The organism is Streptomyces sp. NRRL F-5755 (assembly GCF_001279365.1).
GTDB lineage: Bacteria > Actinomycetota > Actinomycetes > Streptomycetales > Streptomycetaceae > Streptomyces > Streptomyces rimosus.
The window spans coordinates 32110-51712 of sequence record NZ_LGCW01000282.1 but is presented as its reverse complement, the minus strand read 5'-3'; the positions used below and the strand labels follow the sequence as shown (position 1 = coordinate 51712).

The window sequence follows — 19603 nt, the reverse complement described above, 5'->3', positions numbered from 1 at the left end:
CGGGGCGGCCCCGTGCGGGCGGCGGGCGGACGTGGTCGGCGCGCACCCTCGCCCACCGCGTCGGCTGCCCCGTGCAGGAGGCGGACGGGGCGGCCCCGTGCGGGCGGCGGGCGGACGTGGTCGGCGCGCACCCTCGCCCACCGCGTCGGCTGCCCCGTGCAGGAGACGGGCGGGGCGGCCCCGTGTGGATGGCGGGCGGACGTGGTCGGCGTGCGCGGCCTCGCCCACCACGTCGGCGGCCCCGTGCAAGAGGCGGACGGGGCGGCCCCGTGCGGGCGGCGGGCGGGGTGGCCCCGTACGGATGGCGGCCGGACCGGCCCTGGCCGGGGAAAACCGGTGGACGCACCCGGCCCCGCCGTGAGCTGATCGGCACCGACCGATCCGGCACCACGCAGACGCCGCCCGAAGGAGCCCCGATGGCCCGCTTCACGACCGTGCCCGGCCTGTTCCCGCCCCCGCGCTACTCGCACGCCGCCGTAGTCGAGGCAGGTGAGCGCCTGGTCTTCACCGCGGGCGCGGTGCCGCTCGACGCGGACGGCAACCTCGTCGGCCCCGGCGACCTCGCCGCCCAGACCCGCCAGGTCCTCGCCAACCTCACCGCCCAGCTGGAGGCGGCCGGCAGTGGCCTGGACCGGGTGATCGCCAGCACGGTGTACGTGGCCGCCACCACCACCGAGGCGCTCTTCCCCGCCTGGGAGGAGGTCCGCGCCTCGGCCCTCTCCACGGGGCCGCACACGTCCACGCTCGTGGGCGTCACCGTGCTCGGTTATCCGGGGCAGCTGGTGGAGATCACGGCGACGGGGGTGGTGCGGGAGGACCCGGTCGATTCCGCGCCGCATGGGGCCGCACGGCGGGAGGAACGGGGCGGGCTCTGACGCGGTTCGGCGAGACGGCCGACCGCGGCGACGTCGACACATCCACCGGCGACGAGGCGGCGCACCGTGCGGGAGGGCACCGTGCAGGAGAGGACCGTGCGGGAACGCCCCGTGCGGGAACGCCCCGCGCAGGAGCGCACCATGCGGGAACGCCCCACGCAGGAGCGCACCGTCCGGGAACGCAGTCCACGGCGCCGGATCGCGCCCGCCCCGGCGCGCCTGCCGGTCAGCCCCGCCGGACACCGGATACCGGACACCGGATACCGGACACCGGCCCCGAAGGGCCCTCCTCACCCCCGCAGATCCACCAACACCGGCGGCGCATGCTCCCCCCGTACCGACGTGACCGACAGCACCGCGTGCCCCGGCGGCACCGAGTTGGCCAGATCGGAGGCGGACCAGCGTTCGCGTTCGACGGTGCGGACGGTGACCGCCTTGGCGGTGGCGGCCTTGCCGGTGACCAGGTGGCGGAAGACGTGGAACGCCTTCATCGCGGCGCCCTCCGCGATGATCTGCCGGTCCGTCACATCGCGCGTCTCGACCCACTCCTTGCCCCATACCTCGGCGAACCGCGCCCCGTCCCACGTCGTCACGCCCGCGAACGCCATCCGGCAGCCCACCGCGCCGAGCAGCGCGCTGCGCAGCGTCTCGGGTATGTCGTCGAGGGAGCGCAGGGTCAGCACGACGCCCGCGTTGGCAGCGCGCAGCCGCTGGAGGCCGCGCAGCGACTCGGCGGTGACGGTGTGCGCCGCGTCGTCGAGGACCAGGCAGGCGAAGAGCGAGCGGTCGGTGCGGGCCGCCGCGCACTCGGTGAACTGGGCCAGCACCAGCCGGGCCAGGATGCGCGACGCCTCCGCGTGGCCGCGCTCGGGCAGGTCGATACGCACCCGTAGCGGGTGGTCGAGCGCGCGCAGGGAAATCTGGCGGTCGCCGCCCTCAGGGTCGAAGTACGGCGCGAAGGCGGGGCGGTCGAGGAGGGCGACGCGGTCGGCGAGGAGGTCGCCGATGTCGTCGGGGCGGCCGGACTGTCGCGCGCGGGCGTCGAGTTCGCGCAGCAGCGGCTGCGCCCCGGCGGCCTCCAGCGCGTCGCGCAGCGCGGCCAGCGCCGTCGCCGAGCCGTCGAGGAGTTCGCGCAGTTCGGGTACGGACGGGAAGCGGCCGTGCGCGGCGCGGTACGGGCCGAGGAGCTGGCCGAGCGCGGTCGCGGCGCGCCGGCTGTCGCCGCCGGGCAGGGTGGCGGCCAGGTCGCCGACGAGCGCTTCGGCGAGGATGCCGGCCGCCTCGTCGGGGTCGGTGGTGCCGCCGTACAGGTCGATGTCGCAGTCCGGTTCGGGGGCGCCGATCCGTACGACCGCGTCGAACGCGTCGTCCGGGCCGAGGGCGGAGCCCGCCGCGCCGACGGCGACCACCGCCCCGCGCCCGGCCAGCGCCTGGAGGCACATGGCCTCCACGACGGGCCGCACCACGCGGGTGGTCTTGCCGCAGCCGGGCGGGCCGACGGCGAGCAGTGAGGTGCCCAGCAGCGTCGGGTCGAGAGCGCAGCCCGCACCGCGGTGCTGGTGCGGATTGCGCGGGTGGTCGGTTGCGGTACCGATGCGCACCTGCTGGGCGAGCAGGTCGTGGTGGGCGGCGCGGGCGGGCAGGTCGCGCAGGCCGGAGGGGTGGGCGCAGGCGGCGGCGCCGTGCCGCAGGACGGTGTCGGTGAAGGAGGCGAGGGAGTTCTTGCCGGAGCGCACGGACTGCCAGGCGCGTTCGATACGGGACACGTCGACATCGTTCATGCGGCCGGCCAGGGCTTCGGCGGCGAGTTTGTCGGCGGCGTCCGGTGCGCCGCCCGCGCGCAGGGCGGGCCATTGCGCGCGGTCCGCCTCCGGCTCCGGTACGGCGTCGGGCCGCTGTTCCCTGGCGCGGCGCAGTACTGGCCCCAGCAGGCGCCGCCCCAGTTCCCGCCAGCGTCCGAGCCGTCCGAAGACGAGCACGAGGACGGCCAGGACGAGCGCGTAGTAGAGGTACGTCAGCGTAACGAAGATCATCTTGTCGCCGCCGGCCGAGCGCCAGGAGTCCGGCGTCAGGAGCAGCAGCGGATAGAGCCAGTACGGGCCGAGGTAGCCGTTCCACAGCAGGGACCACAGCAGCCAGCCGCACAGGAACGAGATCAGCGCGCCGGTGACGAGCTGCCGGGTGGGCACCCGGTCGGGGTTCTCGGCGGGCCGCGGGATATGCCCGTACGTCCAGATGCCGGGCGCGGCGGCCCGGCGGGGCGCGCGGAGCCAGTGCAGGAACGCGCCGTCCTCGAAGGCGGGCGGGGCCGACGGCACCGGCGGGATGCCGGGAGACGGCCGGGCGGACGGGGCCGACGGCGGGGCGGGCGGGACCGGTGGCGCCGCGGGGCGGGGTACGTGGTGGTCGGTGCGGGTGTGCGGTGCGTCGTGCTGCGTGCCCTCGGTGTCCATCCGGTGCCCCTCGTCCCCCTTGAGACGTGCGGGCGCGCGGCGGGCGGCCCCGCGCGCACCCTGCTGTTCGCTGCGTACGCCGCCGCTCAATCTACTGGCCGTACCCCGCCGCTATGTCCGGTGCGGACAACGCAACACGCGTACTTCTCCCGAACGGAACATGCCGACGTCCCGCTCCGCCCCCTAGCCTGCGAGCACAACCCTTCAGAACGTCCCGTTCCACCCCAGGAGACTGCCATGACCGAACTGTCCGGAGGCCCCGCCCTCCCCCAGGAGCGTCGCGTCGTCACCGCGATCCCCGGCCCGAAGTCCCAGGAGCTGTGGGCGCGCAAGCAGGCCACCGTGGCCGGCGGCGTCGGGGCGGTGCTGCCCGTCTTCGCCAAGCGCGCGGGCGGCGGCATCCTGGAGGACGTCGACGGCAACTCCTTCATCGACTTCGGTTCGGGCATCGCCGTCACCTCGGTCGGCAACAGCGCCGAGGCCGTGGTGCGCCGCGCCACCGCGCAGCTCGCGGACTTCACCCACACTTGTGTGATGGTCACGCCGTACGAGCCGTACGTGGAGGTCTGTGAGCAGCTGGCCGAGCTGACCCCGGGCGACCACGCCAAGAAGTCGGCGCTGTTCAACTCGGGCGCCGAGGCCGTGGAGAACGCCGTCAAGATCGCCCGCGCGTACACCAAGCGCCAGGCGGTCGTCGTCTTCGACCACGGCTACCACGGCCGGACGAACCTGACGATGGCGCTGACCGCGAAGAACATGCCGTACAAGCACGGTTTCGGCCCGTTCGCCCCGGAGGTCTACCGGGTGCCGCTGGCCTACCCCTACCGCTGGCTGACCGGCCCGGAGAACTGCGCCAAGGAGGCAGCGGACCAGGCCATCTCGCAGATCACCAAGCAGATCGGCGCGGAGAACGTGGCCGCGATCATCATCGAGCCGGTGCTCGGCGAGGGCGGCTTCATCGAGCCGGCCAAGGGCTTCCTGCCCGCCATCGCGGACTTCGCGAAGGAGAACGGCATCGTCTTCGTCGCGGACGAGATCCAGTCCGGCTTCTGCCGTACCGGCCAGTGGTTCGCGTGCGAGGACGAAAACATCGTCCCGGACCTGATCACGACCGCGAAGGGCATCGCGGGCGGTCTGCCGCTGGCGGCCGTCACCGGCCGCGCCGAGATCATGGACGCGGCGCACGCGGGCGGCCTGGGCGGCACCTACGGCGGCAACCCGGTGGCCTGCGCGGCGGCGCTCGGCGCCATCGAGACGATGCGCGAGCTGGACCTGAACGCGAAGGCCCGCCGGATCGGCGAGATCATGAAGCCGCGTCTGCAGGCGATGGCGGACAAGCACGACATCATCGGCGAGGTCCGCGGCCGGGGTGCGATGATCGCCATCGAGATCGTGGAGTCCGGTTCCAAGGAGCCGAACCCGAAGGCGACCGCGGCGCTGGCCGCGGCCTGCCACCAGGAGGGCCTGCTGGTGCTGACCACCGGCACGTACGGCAACGTGCTGCGCTTCCTGCCGCCGCTGGTCATCGGCGAGGACCTGCTGAACGAGGGCCTGAACATCATCGAGGGTGCGCTCGCGACGGTGTGACCCGCCGTGATCGGCGGCAGGACGTGAAGAATGTGTGCGGGGCCGATGGTGGCCGGGTGATCCGGCTGTCCGGCCCCGCCTCCCTGCCGTACGGTTTCTGCAGATGAGAGATACACCCCGCTCACAGGAAGCCGTGAGCGACGCCCGGCCGGGGCTTCCCCGGCTTCGGCCAGGCCGTGCCTTCGCGCACACATCCGGGGCCCCGCGCCCCGGGCATCCTCACCGATCGGACGGCCGCCCGCCCCAAACCCCCCGGGGCGCGCGGCACTCCGGTCAGCGCGGCCGCCTCGGAACCACCCCCCCTGTTCCGAGGCGGCCGGCCTTCTTCCTCCGGCGCGGCCTTCTCCCCGCCGTTCTGTGCGCCGTGCTCTTCGCGGTCCTCGCCTGGCAGGTGGCTTCCGACGGTCCGCTCCGCGCGCTGGACGAACGCCTCGGCCGCGCGCTGGTCCACAGCGCCGTGCCCGCCTCGCTCGCGGAGTTTTTCGCCGACCTCGGCAACACGGTCGTCGCACTGCCGGTGCTCGCGCTCGCGGCGCTGTACGCGGCATGGCGCGGCAGGCGGGCAGCCGCGCCGCGCTGGTGGCTGCCGCCACTGGCCGCCGTGCTGACCATGGCAGTGGTGCCCGCGCTGGTGGTCCCGTTGAAGACCTGGCTGGCCCGCACGGGGCCGCCCGAGATGGCCGGCGGCGCGCACACCGGCTTCTTCCCTTCGGGGCACGCGGCGACGGCGGCGGTCGCGTACGGATCGGTCGCCCTGCTGCTCACCGCACTGCGCGAACGCCCGCGCAGGCCGATGCCGACCGCTGTCGCAGCCGTCGGCGTGGGGCTGCTCAATCTGGCGGTCGGCATCGGCCTGGTGCGCCGCGGCTATCACTGGCCGCTGGATGTGCTGGCCAGTTGGTGCCTGGCGGGGGTCCTGCTCACGGTCTGTACGGCGGTGTGCGGGCGGCGGGCCGCCCGCCCGCACCGGCCGGACGGTCAGCTAGCCACGTCGAACAGCTCCGACGCGATGTAGTGGCTCGGCCGCCAGCTCGGGCCCGCCGGTATCCCCACCCGCTCCGCCTCGTGCCGCTTCATCAGCCGGAAGCGGTCCGCGCCGGTCTGCACGACGACGGCGTGCCACGGCGTGAGCCAGTTGTCCGCCGCCTCCAGCAGCGCGATCCCGAACTTCGCCGAGCCGCAGGGCTGGGGGTGGATGGACAGCCGCACGTTGCGCGGGTAGTGGTGGGCGATCAGCTCGCCCCATGCCCGGCTGCGGCGCAGCACGCCGTACGCGCGCCCGCGGCACTCGCGCTGCAACTGCGCCTTCGATCCGGTCCAGTCCGCGGTGTCCTCGACGAGGAAGCGGATGGTGCCGCGGTAGTGGCTGAGCGCCGGGCCGCCGCCCCGTACCTCGTCCCGCAGTTCCTCCAGGCTCTGCGCGTGGTCCCGCTCCAGGAGAGCGCGTTTTTCGTCGTAGGTGCGGTCCTCGTAGACCTGGTCCAGCCCGAAGGTGTCGATGTGCCGCAGGCCGGTCGCCTCGATCATTTCGCGCAGCGCCTTGCCGTACGCGTCGATGTGCGCGTCCGGGACGCGTATGAGGTCGCCGAAGACATGGCCGTCCGAGCAGATCAGCAGCCGGGCACCGGGCGGGTAGACGGCGCCGATCGCGGCGCACAGGTCGTCCAGGAAGCGCAGCGAGAGCAGTTCGCCGAGGTCCGGCAGGTGGCCGGCGACCTTGGCGGGGTTGGGCGACTTGCAGGGGAACGCCGGCAGGGTCAGCAGCACCGGCTCGCGGCGGGCGACGAAGTCGCGCAGCTGGGCGAGCTGTTCGGCGAAGCACTCCTCGGGCCGGTGGCCGTGGTGCGGGTCCGCCCCGTCCGGGGCGCCGACGGGGCGGCGGTGCGGCAGCAGCAGTTCCAGGATCTGTGCGCAGTACTGCCGCGTGGCGGCTTCGTACGCGGCGTCACCCTCGTCCTCCCCCTGTGCCGGGCGCTCGGCGTGCTGCTCGTACGTCACGGTCATGCGGTCCCCCGCTGGGTGTCGGCCCCGGTGGCGCCCTGCTGGTCGTGGACGTGGCTGCGCAGCGGGGGATCGCCCAGGACATGGACGCGGCGCAGGTGGCGGGGCAGTCCGCGGCGGTAGGGCACCCGGGTGTGCAGCAGGGTGTAGTTGTCGGCGATGACGATGTCGTCCTGCTGCCAGGCGTGCACGTACACGTGCCGGGGGTCGTACGCGGCGTCGCGGATGGCGGCCAGTTCGGCGGCCTCCGCCTCGCCCGTCAGTCCGTCGATGCCCACGTCCGGCTCGTTGATGATGTGCTCGCCGTCCGGCACCGGTTCGAGGAACCGCATCACCGGGAACCCGGCGTCGGGGTGCGGCTCGATCAGGGGCGAGACGACGAGTCCGCCGTAGTGCGAGACCTTGGCGTTGCGGTAGCTCAGGGTGAGGCCGCGCCAGCGCTCCAGGGTCTCGGGGTCGGCGTCGGCGAGGACGCGGGTGGTGTCGCAGAAGAGCGTGCCGCCGCCCTCGGCCGCCCCTGGGGCCGCGACGCAGTGGAAGATCTGGAACTCGGGCACGTGCTCGACGTACATTCCGTCCCAGTGCAGCGGCATGAAGCCGGTGTCGAAGACGTGGTCCTCGGGGTCCTGGTGGGCACGTACGTCGAAGACCGTGCCGAACGGCCATTCCATCACCTCGCCCCAGGTGCGCGCGTAGGCGTCGAGGGCCGTGGCGTCGGCGGGCGGGGTGAAGCCCCGCAGGGCGACGAGGTGGTGGCGGCGGGCCAGGTCGCGCAGCCACGGCACGGGGACGGCGGTGACCGGGGTGCCGGGCTCGGCCGGGGTGATCAGGACGCCGAAGGGGCCGGGTTCGGCCAGGGTCCAGGACCGGGTGTCGTCTAAGGCGGCGGTGGCCGGGCCGGACGCGGGGACGGCTTGGGACGTCATGGTTCCTCTCCGGGACAGCGGCGTGCCGGGCCGGACGGCCGGGCACGGGACAGCGACAGTACTTGAGGTTTCAAGATCTTTCCATGGGCGAGTGACATCTCGCTGACAGATGCGACCCTTCCGCCGCCGCCCCATGCGCGGAAGACACCGCCGCCGGACCGAACCGTCCATGGCCGCTTCGGTCCCGAGCCGCCCGCTTCCGGGGCCCCAGGGACCGCCCCAGACTCGCCCCAGGCACCCGCCCCTTCGAGGATGTGAGGACCACGACATGATCGACCTCTTCCAGCCGCAGGCCGGGGACGCGGAACTGGCCGCCGTGGCAGCGGTGTTCGCGGACCGCTGGCTCGGTCACGGGCCGCGCAGCGCCGCCTTCGAGGCCGCCTTCGCCGCGCACGTCGGGGTACACCCGGAGCATGTGCTGTTCCTCAACTCGGGCACGGCGGGCCTCTTCCTCGCCACCGAACTGCTCGGCCTGCGGCCCGGCGACGAGGTGGTGCTGCCCTCGCCCAGCTTCGTGGCCGCCGCCAACGCGGTCGTACGGGCCGGTGGCCGCCCCGTCTTCTGCGACGTGGACGCCCGCACCCTGAACCCGACCGCGGAGGACGTCGAGGCCGTCGTCACGCCCCGTACCAAAGCAGTGGTGGTGCTGCACTACGGCGGCTACCCCGGCGACATAGCGCGCATTGCCGCCAACTGCCGCGCGGCGGGCCGCACCCTGATCGAGGACTGCGCCTGTTCGGTGGCCTCATGCGTGAACGGCCGGGCGGTCGGCACCTTCGGCGATCTGGCGATGTGGAGCTTCGACGCGGCCAAGGTGCTGACCACCGGGGACGGCGGGATGCTGTACGTACGCGACGCGGAACTGGCCGTACGGGCACGCCGGTTGGCGTACCACGGCCTGGTCCAGCCGACCGGCCTGGGGCACGCGCGGGTCTCGTCCCGCTGGTGGGAGCTGGACGTGCCGGAACCGGGGCGCCGGGAGCTCAGCAACGACCTGACCGCGGCGATCGGCGCGGTCCAGCTGGACCGGCTGCCCGCGTTCCTCGCCCGCCGCAGGGAGATCGTCGAGCTGTACGACCGGGAGCTGGCCGGCTGCGACGCGCTGCGCCTGCCGCCCCCGCTGCCCGCCGGGCACACGTCCTCGTACTTCTTCTACTGGGTGCAGATGGCGGCCGGTCTGCGCGACCGGGTGGCCGCCGCGCTGCTCCGGGACGGCATCTACACGACCTTCCGCTACGCGCCGCTGCACAAGGTGCCCGCGTTCGGGACCGGCGGCCCCGCCCTGCCGGGCGCGGAGCAGGCTGCCGCGGAGACGCTGTGCCTGCCGCTGCATCCGGGACTCGGCGACCGCGATGTCCGCAGGGTGGCCGCCGCGCTGCGTGGGGCCGTCGCCGCCGAGGGCCGGCCGGTACTCACGAGGGAGGGCTGAGCCATGCGCGTCCTGGTGACCACGTCCCACGGGGCGGGGCACGTCTTCCCGCCGATCGCACTGGCGCACGCGCTGCGCGCCGCGGGGCACGACGTGCTGTTCGCCGTCCCCGGCGCCTCATGCGCACACGTGGCGCGCGCCGGGCTGCACGCCTTCGACTCCTCCCCCGCCGCCGACACCGAGGAGATCTTCGGGCGGCTGCTGGCCGAACGCGGCATGACCTTCGACCGGTTCCGTACGGACTCGCCCGAAGCCGTCACCCTGGCCGCCGAACTGTTCGCCAGGACTTCCGAGGCCACCGTCGAGCGGACCGTCGAGGTCGCCACGGCCTGGCGCCCCGATCTCGTCCTGTACACCGAACTCCAGGGCGCCGGGCCTCTCGTGGCCGCGCTGCTCGGCGTACCGGCCGTCGAGCACACCATCAGCTGCCACCATTTCCGGCAGATCAGCAGCCGCTTCGGGCCGTGGCTGGCCGCCGTGTACCGGCAGTACGGCCTGGACGGGCCGCCGCCCCCGCCCACGGCGACGATCGACACCCGCCCGCCCAGCATCGCCGCGTACGACCTGGGCGGCTGGCCCATGCGGGCGCTGCCCTACACCACCGGCGCCGTGCTGCCGCCCTGGCTGCTGGAGCGCCCGGCCCGGCCCCGGGTCGCGGTCACGCTCGGCACGCTGCGCCCGCAGCTGAGCGGCGTCGGCGAGCTGCGTACGGTGGTGCGCGCGGCCGGCGCGGTGGACGCCGAGTTCGTCCTGGCGCTCGGCGACGCCGGCCCCGCCGCGCTGGGGCCCCTGCCCGCCAACGTACGGGCCGAGGGCTGGCTGCCGCTCACCGCGCTGCTGGCGACCTGCACCGCGATGATCCACCACGGCGGCAACGGCACCACGCTGGCCGGTCTCGGCGCGGGCGTACGGCATCTGGTGCTGCCGGGCGGCGCCGACGACTACGAGGTGGCCCGCATTCTGCGCGCACGGGGCGTCGCCATGGTCAGTTCTCCGGAAGCGGTGGACGCGGGCCTGCTGCGCCGCCTGCTGACGGACGACGCCCTGCTGGCCGCAGCGGCCGAGATACGGGACGAGACGGCGGCCCTGCCCTCCCCGGCGGCGATCGTGCCGCGGCTGGAGAAGCTGGCGGGCTGACGGCCGCCGTGTCCGCTCCTCACACCACCCGTACCTCCGGCACGTAAAGGATCCACCGCCCGCCCGTGGCCCGGAACGCCTGCTCTTTGGCCATGATCTCTTCGGCGTGGTTCCACGCGAACAGCAGCGCGTAGTCCGGATAGGGCGCGGCGAAGGCCGCGGGCGGGCGGACGGGGATATGGGCGCCGGGGGTCACCCTGCCCTGTTTGGCCGGGGTGCTGTCGCAGACATAGGGAACCAGGTGCGGCCCCAGGCCGCAGTACGTGGCCACGGTGCAGCTCTTCGCCGTGGCCCCGTAGCCCGCCACCGTACGGCCCGCGGCACGCAGCGCTTCGAGGAGCGCCACCAGGTCCCCGCGCACGCGCTCCACCCGGCCCGCGAAGGCGTCCAGGGTCGCGGGGTCCGTCAGCCCACGGGCCTCCTCCTCCGCCAGGACTTCCGCCACCTCCGGTGCGGGCCTGCGGCGTCCGGCCCGGGTGAGAACGTAGCGGAGCTGGCCGCCGTGCACCGGCAGCCGTTCGACGCCGGTCAGCCGGAATCCGTACCGCTCGGCCAGGGCGCGCACGGAGGTCGCGGTGAAGTACCAGCGGTGCTCGTCGTAGAACTGGTCGAAGGCGGTGCGCCGGACGATCTCGCCGAGGTACGGGTCCTCGAAGACGAAAGCGCCGTCGGCGGTGAGGAGTTCGTCCAGGCCCGCGAACAGGCCCGGCAGGTCGGCGATGTCACACACGGTGTTGGCGGCGTACACGACGCGGGCGCGGCCCTCGGCGGCGACGGCCTCACGCGCGGACGCGGCGGTCAGGAAGTCGGGGCGCACCCGCGCCGCCCCGTATCCGCACCGTCCGGACGGCTCGAAGGCGAGCGGGCGCACTCCGGCGTCCGCCAGGGTCCGGAGCACCACGCCGTCCGTACGGCCGATCTCGACGGCCAGGGCGCCCCGTGCGCCGTGCAGTTCGGTACGCAGCAGGCGCAGCCCGGCCGCACGGAAATGCTCGCGCATCACGGCGGACCCGGACGAGTGGTACGGGTACCCCTGGTGCGGACGGCGTCCGTACGGCACGTCGCCCGTGAGCTGGACCAGGGCGCAGCGCTCACACTGTCCGGCAGCGAGGCGGTAGCGAACCGTGTCCCCTGCCCCGTCCAGGGCTTCGGCGGGCGTCGGGAAGGCCGAGGACAGCGGGTGGTCCCCGAGGTCGAGGAAGGTACGCAGCGGCGCCGTGCAGACCCGGCACGCCGTTCCGGTCATCAGGGGGCCTCCGCTCCGGACAGACTGCGCAGACAGGTGAGCAGGGTGCGGGCCTGGATGGTGACGTAGTGGCTGTGGCACAGCAGCGCGTACAGCTGCCGCACCGTCACCCACCGGTAGTCGCCGGCCGTCTCGTACGCACCGGGCCCGTCGACCGCCACGATCCGGTAGCGGTTGAGCGCGTGGTGGAAGCGGCCGCCTTCCTCCGACAGGAGCGCATCGAAGAGCACCCGGTCCGGTGGCGCGTCCCGTACCTCGTCCAGGAAGTGCGGGCGGGCCGCGGGCGGCAGCCCCGCGTAGTTCTGCGGGGTGCAGCACACCGTCGCGGTCAGCTCGGCGGCGTCCACGCTGCCCGGCTCGGCGGCGGCGTGCACGAGGACGTGGGGCACGCCGTCGATGCGGGTGTGGAGGAAGGCGATGACGCCGGTGCCGCACGGGCGCAGCATGGGCTGTGTCCAGCGCCGCACCTCGCGGCCGCCCGCCCGTACCTCGACCGCGATGATCTCGAAGAACCGGCCGTCGTCGTGGCGGATCGCGTGCTCCGTGCGGTGCCAGCCCGGCAGCCCGCGCAGCGGTACGGGGCGGGTGCGCAGGCCGGGCCGGCTGCGGACGTCGGTGAGCCAGCGCAGGATCTCCCGCCCCGTGTGGCGGGGGCGGCCCGCCGGGCCGGGCCGCGGGGGCAGGCAGGCGAGCACGCTCCGGGCGTCCATGTTCACCACGTCACCGGCCGCGAGCAGCCCGTGGATCTGCGGCAGCGTCATCCACCGGTGCCCCGGCAGCACCGGCACGTCCTCCGTCGTACGCACGATCATGTTGCGGTTGCGCTTGCGGTAGAACCACGCGCCCTGTTCCGACTGGCGTACGTCTGCGATCAGCGCGCGCGGCGACGGGCTGCGGAAGTGGCGCAGGTAGGGCACCGCCAGGCCACCGTGCGCACGGGTGAAATTGGAGCGGGTGGCCTGCACGGTGGGGGCTAGCTGGAGGCCGCCCGCGTTGCCCGGTTCGGGTTTGGCCTGCATCAGATAGTGCGGCACCCCATCGAAGTCCTTGACCAGCAGCCCGAGAATGCCGGTCTCCGGCTGGTGCAGGACGGGCTGCGCCCAGCGCGGCACGGGGCCGTCCGGCGCCGTCACGTCCAGGCCCCCGACGCTGAAGAAGCTGCCCCGGTCATGGACGAGGTCGCCCGTGTGCGCGTCGGTGTGCCAGCCCTCCAGGGCGTCCAGCGGGATGCGCCGGGTACGGGTGTACGTGCGCTCGCCGGCCTCGGCGAACCAGCGGCCGAGCGCACCGGGGACCACGCGGCCGGCGACGGGCGCGGGCACCGCCGTTGACACGGATACGGCCATCACAGCCCTCCCAGCACGTCGAGCAGCGCACCGATCACCTTGTCCTGCACGCCCCGTGGCAGCGACGGGTACATGGGCAGCGAGAAGATCTCATCCGCCAGTGCCTCGGTGACGGGCAGCGCTCCCCTGCCGTATCCGAGGTGCGCGAAGCCGGTCATGGTGTGCACCGGCCACGGGTAGCTGATGTTGAGCGCGATGTCGTACCGCTCCTCCAGGAGGCGCAGGATGCGGTCCCGTTCGGGGTGGCGGACGACGTAGACGTAATACACGTGGTCGTTGCCCGGGGCCGTGACGGGCAGCACCAGGCCGCTGCCCGCGAGCGCCTGTTCGTAGCGCCGTGCCACCGCGCGGCGGGCGGCGATGTAGCGGTCCAGGCGGCGGAGTTTGCGGCGCAGGATCTCGGCGTGCAGCTCGTCCAGGCGGCTGTTGTGGCCCGGCGTGCGGACGACGTAGTAGCGCTCGCGCATGCCGTAGTACCGCAGCTGCCGCAGCGCCGCGTCGACATCGGTGTCCGGGGTGAGCACCGCGCCGCCGTCGCCGTAGGTGCCGAGGACCTTGGTCGGGTAGAAGGAGAAGGCCGCGGCGTCGCCCAGGGTTCCCGCCAGGCGGCCGTGGTGCCGCGCGCCATGGGACTGCGCGCAGTCCTCCAGGACGGCCAGCCCGTGCGCGTCGGCGACGGCGCGGAGCGGCGCCATGTCCACGCACTGCCCGTAGAGGTGCACCGGGAGCAGGGCCCGGGTGCGGCCCGTCACGGCCGCCGCGAGCTGCGCGGTGTCCATCAGGTACGTATCGGGGCGCACGTCCACGAAGACGGGGACGGCCCCGGCCGCGTCGATGGCCAGCACGGTGGGCGCCGCGGTGTTGGAGACCGTGATGACTTCGTCGCCGGGGCGGATGCCGAGGGCCTGGAGGGCGAGGGTGACGGCGTTGGTTCCGTTGTCCACGCCGACGCAGTGGGCGGCGCCGTGCCAGGCGGCGTACTCGGCCTCGAAGCCGCGGACGCTCGCTCCGAGCACCAGCTGCCCGGAGCGGAAGACCGTGTCCACGGCGTCGAGCAGGTCCGCCCGCTCCTCCGCGTACTCGGCCAGGTAGTCCCACACTCGGATGGTCATCGGAGTGCCGTCTCCTTCCACCAGTCGGGGTGGTCGCGGTACCAGGCCACGGTGTCGGCCAGGCCGCGGTCGAAGCCGGTGCGCGGCGCGTGGCCCAGCTCCGTACGGATCTTGGTGGCGTCGAGCGCGTAGCGCCGGTCGTGGCCCTTGCGGTCGGTCACCCGGCGGACGCTGGACCACTCGGCGCCGCACAGCCGCAGCAACTGCCCCGTCAGCGCGAGGTTGGTGCGCGGGCTGCCGCCGCCGACGTGGTAGATCTCGCCGGCCCTGCCGCGGTGGAGGACCCGGTGCACGGCGCGGCAGTGGTCGTCCACGTGCAGCCATTCGCGGACGTGGCGCCCGTCGCCGTACAGGGGCAGTTCGCGGCCCTCCAGGAGGCGGGTCACGAAGCGCGGGATGAGCTTTTCGGGGTGCTGGTACGGGCCGTAGTTGTTGCAGCAGCGGGTGATCGACACGTTCAGCCCGTGGGTGTGGTGGCAGGCCAGCACGAGCAGGTCGGCGCCCGCCTTGGACGCCGCGTACGGCGAGCGCGGCGCGGGCGGCTGCTCCTCGGTCCACGCGCCGTGCGCGATCGAGCCGTAGACCTCGTCGGTGGAAATCTGCACCATGCGGCCGACACCGGTGCGCAGGCAGGCGTCGAGGAGCGTCTGGGTGCCGAGGACGTTGGTCCGTACGAACTCGGGCGCGGCGTCCGGGGCGAGCGAGCGGTCGACATGCGTCTCGGCCGCGAAGTGCACCACGGCGTCGTGGCCGGGCAGCAGCGCCAGCAGCAGCGGCAGGTCGCCGATGTCGCCGCGCACGAACTCCATGCGGGGGTGGTGCGCGGGCAGGTTGGCGCGGTTGCCCGCATAGGTGAGCAGGTCCAGGACGGTGACGTGGGTGTCCGCGTCGGGCCGCTCCCCGAAGCCGCCGTCCAGGAGCGTACGGACGTAGTGCGAGCCGATGAACCCGGCGCCGCCGGTGACCAGGAGCCTCACGCCGCCACCTCGATCCGGATGTCGTCGCCCACCAGCAGCCGGTGCCGCCCGTCGCCGGGGCGGGCCCGGCCGATGCGGGCGGCGCGGCCGATCAGCGAGCCGGTCAGGCCGCCGACCCGGTCGATCGTCACACCGTCGAGGGTGACGGAGTCCGCGATCCCGGCACGGCGCAGAACGCAGTCGCGCCCCAGGGCGGTGTACGGGCCGATGTGGCTGTCCTCGACGACGGTGCCCGCGCCGATCAGGACCGGCCCCTCGATCACCGATCCGGTCACCCGGGCACCGGCCTCGATCACGACGGGTCCGGTGAGCCGGCTCGCGGTGTCGAGGCGGCCCGCCACCGCGGGCCGGATGCCCTCCAGGAGCCTGCGGTTGCAGGCGAGCACGTCCTCGGCGCATCCGATGTCGCGCCAGTAGCCGCCGTACTCCCCCGCCCGGACCTCGGCGCCCGCGTCGATCAGCCACTGCACGGCGTCGGTGATCTCCAGTTCGCCGCGGCGGCCCGGCGCGATGGCGGCCACCGCGCGGTGCACCTCGGCGGTGAAGAAGTAGACGCCGACCAGCGCGAGGTCGCTGCGCGGCCGGTCCGGCTTCTCCGTCACCCGCAGCACGGCACCGTCCGCGTCCAGCTCCGCGACGCCGAAGCGGCGCGGGTCGGGCACCTTCTGGACGACCAGCTGAGCGGCGGGGCGGCGGGCGGCGAATCGCGCGGCGAGCGTGCCGATCCCCTCGGGCAGCACATTGTCACCGAGGTGGAGGACGAAATCCTCCGTGCCCAGGAAATCCCGGCCGAGGACCACGCAATGCGCCAGTCCCAGCGGCTGTTCCTGGCGGAGAAAGGTGAGCCGTACGCCGAGGTCCGCGCCGTCGCCGAGGGCCGCCGCGATGTGCCGGTCCCGTGCGTCGACGACGACGCCGATATCCGTGACGCCCAGCTCCCGGAGATTTTCCAGGACATGCCGCAGTACCGGCTTGCCCGCGACGGGGATCAGCTGCTTGGGCATCGCATACGTGAAAGGGCGGAGCCGGGTACCCGTTCCGCCGGACAGCACCAGAGCCTTCATGCCAACGGAGTGTCGACGCGCCCGCCGTACGAAAGAAGGGGCTTCCGGTGGACCGAACCGGCCATGTCCCTTTCGGTCCACACGCGGGCCCCCAGCGAAAGGCGCGCGGAATTCCGGCCGGTCGCGGTGGGCCGGCCGGAATTCCCTGCTCGTACCGTGCGGAGCGTCAGGCGGAGGACGCCGGGAGATACCCCAGCTGGGCGGCGAGCACGCCCGCCTGGAACCGGCTGCGCGCCTTCATGCCCGCCATCGCGTCGGTCGCGATCCGGCGGGCCGTACGGGCCGAGACGCCCAGCCGCCGGGCGACCGTGGCGTCCGTGTGCCCCTCGGCGAGCAGTTGCAGCGCGGCCAGGTGCTGCCGGGTGAAGCCGTCCGCCGCGCGCCGGGACGGCGGCGGCCCCAGCCGCTCGGCCGCCGCCCACACGGCGTCGAACAGCGTGCTCAGCGCGGTCACCACGCCGTGCACCCGCACGGAGACGGCGGTCTGCGCGGTGTCCTCGGCGGAGGCGCAGACGAGCGCGGAGCGGCGGTCCACGACGACCATACGGGTGGGCAGCACGGCGGCCGTACGGACCTCCGCCCCCGCCGACGCCAGCCACTCGGCATGGGCCACGGCCGCCGGATCGTGCCGGGCGCTGTCCAGGCAGACGGTGCGCACACGGATTCCGCGGGCCAGCAGCATCTCGTACAGCGGCCGCAGCGGTGGCAATTCGGACAACGTGCCGGGCGGTCCGCCCGCGAACACCTGCAATTCCTCTTCGGCGGCCGCGCCCATTTCCGCCAGGTGGTCGGATATCCGGTCGGCGCCGGCCAGCCGGAGCACGCCGTGGTCGGCGGCGGATTGCTGGGGCACCGCGAATTCGGAGACGAGCCGGGCGGCGGCGGCCCGGCTTTCCTCCACGCGCTGCTGTTGCGCGGCGAGTTCGGCCTGTTGCCGGGCGAGCAGGATATCCATGCCCAGCCGCGGGCTCACCGCGTACAGCCTGCCGGAGTGCTCCGCCGAAGGGCGTACCAGCGCCAGTTCGGCCAGGCGGTCCAAGGCCCGTTCGACTTCCCGCCCGGTCATTCCCGTATGGTCCGCCAAAACGGCCGGCGCGGCGTATGGCCGGGCCAGCAGGGCCCGATAGACCGTTTCCGTCTCCGGCTCGACGCCAAGCCTTCCGAGAACGTGTTCCGGCGTGCGCACAACTCTTCCCCCCTGGAAATGCGGCACCTGATGCGGGCATCGGGCGCCCCCTGCGCCCGGCCCAATCGGCGAGCCCCTGCGAGCGGCCCCCCGTCCGGATTCACGGATGCCGGGCCCGCACGACTCAGCACGGCGCCGTGAATGGCCGGTTCGTGCCCCTCTCACGGCCCGGCCGCGAGTGAGGCGGCGGCCTCGTGCATCGCCAGTTCGAGCACCGCCGGTTCGGTGAGCCGCCCCGTGCCGTCGGGGGCGACGAGCCACCGCACACCGCCTGTAGCCCGGCCCGGGTACGGCACCACGATCCAGCTGCCGCTCCCCGCGCCGCGCACCCCGGTGCCCAGCCAGCGCGCGGCCGTGCCCGGCGGCACGAAGAAGCCCGTACGGGCGCCCCCGAAGTCCCCGAGCACCGGCCCCGGCCGCTCCGTCACCCGCGTCAGCACGTCCAGCGTCGGGCGTCCCAGCGCGCCGGGCACGATCAGTACGTCCCAGAGCCGGCCGGCCGGGAGGAGCGCGACCCCGAGGGGGTTGCGCTCCCACTCCCACCGGCAGGCGTCGGGGTCCGCTGCCGCCGTCACCAGCCACTCCACTGCGTTCTTCGCCCCCGCGGCGTCCATGTCCCCTCGCTTCCGCGGTCCGCTCGGACCGCTGTCCGCCCGGTGAGAGACCGCGGCGGCGGCATCCTTACACGGGTTTGCCGGGGTTTTTCGCGGTGGACGGAAGCAGTGGGGGGCGTGGAGTGGCGCGTGCGGGGGCGTTGGACGGCTGGCGCGCCCGAGGGGGTACGGGCGCGCCCGCGGGGGAGCAGACGCGCTGTGGAAGCGCGCCCGCCGTACAGCCCGTGCGGTCAGCTGTCGAAGCCGAGCCCGGCCCTGTCCATCGCCCGCAGCCACAGGTTGCGGCGCCCGCCGTGGGTGTCGGCCCTGGTCATGGACCACTGCGTGAGGCCGATCCCGGCCCAGCGCAGCGGCTCCGGCGGGAACGGCAGCGGCTTGGTACGGACCATCTCCAGCTCGGTGCGCTCCGTGCGCTCGCCCGCCAGGAAGTCGAGCATGACCTCCGCGCCGAAGCGCGTGGCGCCCACGCCCAGCCCCGTGTAGCCGGCCGCGTAGGCGACCCGCCCGGCGTGCGCGGTGCCGAAGAAGGCCGAGAAGCGCGAGCAGGTGTCGATGGCGCCGCCCCATGCGTGGGTGAAGCGCAGCCCCGCCAGCTGCGGGAAGCACTGGAAGAAGTGCCGGGCCAGCTTCTCGTACGTGGCCGGGCGGTGGTCGTACTCGGCGCGGACCGAAGCGCCGAAGCGGTAGACGGCGTCGTAGCCGCCCCACAGGATGCGGTGGTCGGCGGTCAGACGGAAGTAGTGGAAGTGGTGGTTGCTGTCCGACAGGCCCTGGCGGCCCCGCCAGCCGATGGCGTCCAGCTGCCCGTCCGACAGCGGCTCGGTCATCAGCGCGTGGTCGTAGACCGGGACGACGTACGGGCGCACACGGCGCACCAGGGACGGGAAGACGTTGGTGCCCAGCGCGACCCGTCGGGCGAAGACCCGGCCGTACGGCGTGCGGGCCGCCATGCCGAGGCCGTCGGCGGCCAGGGCGGTGGCGGGGGTGTGCTCGTAGATCCGTACGCCGAGGTCCAGGCACGCCTTCTTCAGGCCCCAGGCCAGCCGCGCGGGGTGGAGCATGGCGACGCCCGTACGGTTCCAGAGGCCGGCCAGGAAGGTCGGCGAGTCGATCTGCGCGCGCAGCGCCTCGCGGTCGAGGAACTCGATGCCGGTCAGGCCCAGCCGTTCGGCCTGTTCGGCGCTCTCCTTCAGCTCGGCGACCTGGTGGGGCTCGGTGGCGACGTCGATCTCGCCGGTGCGCTCGAAGTCGCAGTCGATGCCGTGGCGGGCGATGGTGTCCTCGATGGCGTCGAGGTTGCGGGCGCCGAGTTCTTCGAGTTTCCTCAGCTCGCCCGGCCAGCGGTCCAGGCCGTTGCCGAGGCCGTGGGTCAGGGAGGCGGCGCAGAAGCCGCCGTTGCGGCCTGAGGCGGCCCAGCCGACCTCCTGGCCCTCGACGAGGACGACGTCGCGTGCGGGGTCGCGTTCCTTGGCGATCAGGGCGGTCCACAGGCCCGAGTAGCCGCCGCCGACGACGAGCAGGTCGGTGTGCTCGTCGCCGACGAGGGCGGGGAGGGCGGCCGGACGGTTCTCGTCGTCCAGCCAGAAGGAGATCGGGGCGGCGTCCGCGAGGGCGTGGACGGGGGTGGTCATGGCAGCTCGTGCCATGGTT

16 protein-coding genes are annotated in these 19603 nt (G+C 73.8%); 5 read left to right on the top strand and 11 right to left on the bottom strand.

The genetic code is table 11. The annotated features are described in order from the left end of the window. Nucleotides 1-416: 416 nt before the first annotated feature. Nucleotides 417-875, top strand: a complete 459-nt coding sequence (locus ADK86_RS28275) for a RidA family protein (protein ID WP_053699160.1) — start codon at nt 417-419, stop codon at nt 873-875. Between the two features lie 290 nt (nt 876-1165). Here the strand turns inward: ADK86_RS28275 and ADK86_RS28270 are convergent, their stop codons facing one another. Further along, complete coding sequence (locus ADK86_RS28270; RefSeq protein WP_053699159.1) at nt 1166-3328, bottom strand: hypothetical protein; 2163 nt, start codon at nt 3326-3328, stop codon at nt 1166-1168. Between the two features lie 237 nt (nt 3329-3565). Here ADK86_RS28270 and gabT point away from each other — a divergent pair, with 237 nt between their 5' ends. Together gabT and ADK86_RS28260 are read left to right on the top strand one after the other, a co-directional pair. Further along, nucleotides 3566-4915, top strand: a complete 1350-nt coding sequence (gene gabT / locus ADK86_RS28265) for a 4-aminobutyrate--2-oxoglutarate transaminase (protein ID WP_053699158.1) — start codon at nt 3566-3568, stop codon at nt 4913-4915. A 364-nt stretch (nt 4916-5279) separates the two neighbouring features. Then, complete coding sequence (locus tag ADK86_RS28260; RefSeq protein ID WP_053699157.1) at nt 5280-5930, top strand: phosphatase PAP2 family protein; 651 nt, start codon at nt 5280-5282, stop codon at nt 5928-5930. Here ADK86_RS28260 and ADK86_RS28255 read toward each other — a convergent pair. Beyond that, a complete protein-coding gene (locus ADK86_RS28255) occupies nt 5894-6919 on the bottom strand; it encodes an L-tyrosine/L-tryptophan isonitrile synthase family protein (protein WP_053699156.1) in 1026 nt (341 codons plus the stop codon). The genes ADK86_RS28260 and ADK86_RS28255 overlap by 37 nt on opposite strands. Further along, the gene (locus ADK86_RS28250) at nt 6916-7842 is read right to left on the bottom strand and encodes a TauD/TfdA dioxygenase family protein (RefSeq protein WP_050507147.1); all 927 of its coding nucleotides are present in this window, start codon (nt 7840-7842) and stop codon (nt 6916-6918) included. The genes ADK86_RS28255 and ADK86_RS28250 overlap by 4 nt, the downstream gene beginning before the upstream one ends. Nucleotides 7843-8110: 268 nt before the next feature. Here ADK86_RS28250 and ADK86_RS28245 point away from each other — a divergent pair, with 268 nt between their 5' ends. Both ADK86_RS28245 and ADK86_RS28240 read left to right on the top strand, forming a co-directional pair. Beyond that, on the top strand, nt 8111-9271 hold the full coding sequence (locus ADK86_RS28245; RefSeq protein ID WP_053699155.1) for a DegT/DnrJ/EryC1/StrS family aminotransferase: 1161 nt from the start codon (nt 8111-8113) through the stop codon (nt 9269-9271). Nucleotides 9272-9274: 3 nt separating this feature from the next. Next, nucleotides 9275-10408 carry a nucleotide disphospho-sugar-binding domain-containing protein gene (locus tag ADK86_RS28240; RefSeq protein ID WP_053699154.1) on the top strand — a complete coding sequence of 378 codons (1134 nt, stop codon included), beginning with the start codon at nt 9275-9277 and terminating at the stop codon, nt 10406-10408. Nucleotides 10409-10427: 19 nt separating this feature from the next. Here the strand turns inward: ADK86_RS28240 and ADK86_RS28235 are convergent, their stop codons facing one another. The 8 genes from ADK86_RS28235 to ADK86_RS28200 all read right to left on the bottom strand — a co-directional run bounded on the left by ADK86_RS28235 (nt 10428) and on the right by ADK86_RS28200 (nt 19599). Further along, on the bottom strand, nt 10428-11654 hold the full coding sequence (locus ADK86_RS28235; protein ID WP_053699153.1) for a class I SAM-dependent methyltransferase: 1227 nt from the start codon (nt 11652-11654) through the stop codon (nt 10428-10430). Further along, the gene (locus ADK86_RS28230; protein ID WP_053699152.1) at nt 11654-13000 is read right to left on the bottom strand and encodes an NDP-hexose 2,3-dehydratase family protein; all 1347 of its coding nucleotides are present in this window, start codon (nt 12998-13000) and stop codon (nt 11654-11656) included. The genes ADK86_RS28235 and ADK86_RS28230 overlap by 1 nt, the downstream gene beginning before the upstream one ends. Then, nucleotides 13000-14112, bottom strand: coding sequence for a DegT/DnrJ/EryC1/StrS family aminotransferase (locus tag ADK86_RS28225; protein WP_053699151.1), 1113 nt, complete (start codon nt 14110-14112; stop codon nt 13000-13002). Before ADK86_RS28225 ends, ADK86_RS28230 begins: the two co-directional genes overlap by 1 nt. After that, nucleotides 14109-15089 carry a dTDP-glucose 4,6-dehydratase gene (gene rfbB, locus ADK86_RS28220; RefSeq protein WP_053699150.1) on the bottom strand — a complete coding sequence of 327 codons (981 nt, stop codon included), beginning with the start codon at nt 15087-15089 and terminating at the stop codon, nt 14109-14111. Before rfbB ends, ADK86_RS28225 begins: the two co-directional genes overlap by 4 nt. Beyond that, a complete protein-coding gene (locus tag ADK86_RS28215) occupies nt 15086-16153 on the bottom strand; it encodes a glucose-1-phosphate thymidylyltransferase (protein WP_053699149.1) in 1068 nt (355 codons plus the stop codon). Before ADK86_RS28215 ends, rfbB begins: the two co-directional genes overlap by 4 nt. Before the next feature lie 166 nt (nt 16154-16319). After that, the gene (locus ADK86_RS28210; protein WP_107088582.1) at nt 16320-17219 is read right to left on the bottom strand and encodes a helix-turn-helix domain-containing protein; all 900 of its coding nucleotides are present in this window, start codon (nt 17217-17219) and stop codon (nt 16320-16322) included. Nucleotides 17220-17500: 281 nt separating this feature from the next. Further along, nucleotides 17501-17953 (bottom strand): hypothetical protein, encoded by a 453-nt coding sequence (locus ADK86_RS28205; RefSeq protein ID WP_053699147.1) that lies wholly within the window; start codon nt 17951-17953, stop codon nt 17501-17503. A 230-nt stretch (nt 17954-18183) separates the two neighbouring features. Further along, nucleotides 18184-19599 carry an NAD(P)/FAD-dependent oxidoreductase gene (locus ADK86_RS28200; protein ID WP_053699146.1) on the bottom strand — a complete coding sequence of 472 codons (1416 nt, stop codon included), beginning with the start codon at nt 19597-19599 and terminating at the stop codon, nt 18184-18186. Between the last annotated feature and the right edge of the window lie 4 nt (nt 19600-19603).

Excerpts from the sequence above, each read along its gene's own strand:
- ADK86_RS28275 (WP_053699160.1), top strand. The coding sequence starts at position 417 with ATGGCCCGCTTCACGACCGTGCCCGGCCTGTTCCCGCCCCCGCGCTAC.
- ADK86_RS28270 (WP_053699159.1), bottom strand. The coding sequence starts at position 3,328 with ATGGACACCGAGGGCACGCAGCACGACGCACCGCACACCCGCACCGAC.
- gabT (WP_053699158.1), top strand. The coding sequence starts at position 3,566 with ATGACCGAACTGTCCGGAGGCCCCGCCCTCCCCCAGGAGCGTCGCGTC.
- ADK86_RS28255 (WP_053699156.1), bottom strand. The coding sequence starts at position 6,919 with ATGACCGTGACGTACGAGCAGCACGCCGAGCGCCCGGCACAGGGGGAG.
- ADK86_RS28250 (WP_050507147.1), bottom strand. The coding sequence starts at position 7,842 with ATGACGTCCCAAGCCGTCCCCGCGTCCGGCCCGGCCACCGCCGCCTTA.
- ADK86_RS28245 (WP_053699155.1), top strand. The coding sequence starts at position 8,111 with ATGATCGACCTCTTCCAGCCGCAGGCCGGGGACGCGGAACTGGCCGCC.
- ADK86_RS28240 (WP_053699154.1), top strand. The coding sequence starts at position 9,275 with ATGCGCGTCCTGGTGACCACGTCCCACGGGGCGGGGCACGTCTTCCCG.
- ADK86_RS28235 (WP_053699153.1), bottom strand. The coding sequence starts at position 11,654 with ATGACCGGAACGGCGTGCCGGGTCTGCACGGCGCCGCTGCGTACCTTC.
- ADK86_RS28230 (WP_053699152.1), bottom strand. The coding sequence starts at position 13,000 with ATGGCCGTATCCGTGTCAACGGCGGTGCCCGCGCCCGTCGCCGGCCGC.
- ADK86_RS28225 (WP_053699151.1), bottom strand. The coding sequence starts at position 14,112 with ATGACCATCCGAGTGTGGGACTACCTGGCCGAGTACGCGGAGGAGCGG.
- ADK86_RS28215 (WP_053699149.1), bottom strand. The coding sequence starts at position 16,153 with ATGAAGGCTCTGGTGCTGTCCGGCGGAACGGGTACCCGGCTCCGCCCT.
- ADK86_RS28210 (WP_107088582.1), bottom strand. The coding sequence starts at position 17,219 with ATGACCGGGCGGGAAGTCGAACGGGCCTTGGACCGCCTGGCCGAACTG.
- ADK86_RS28205 (WP_053699147.1), bottom strand. The coding sequence starts at position 17,953 with ATGGACGCCGCGGGGGCGAAGAACGCAGTGGAGTGGCTGGTGACGGCG.
- ADK86_RS28200 (WP_053699146.1), bottom strand. The coding sequence starts at position 19,599 with ATGGCACGAGCTGCCATGACCACCCCCGTCCACGCCCTCGCGGACGCC.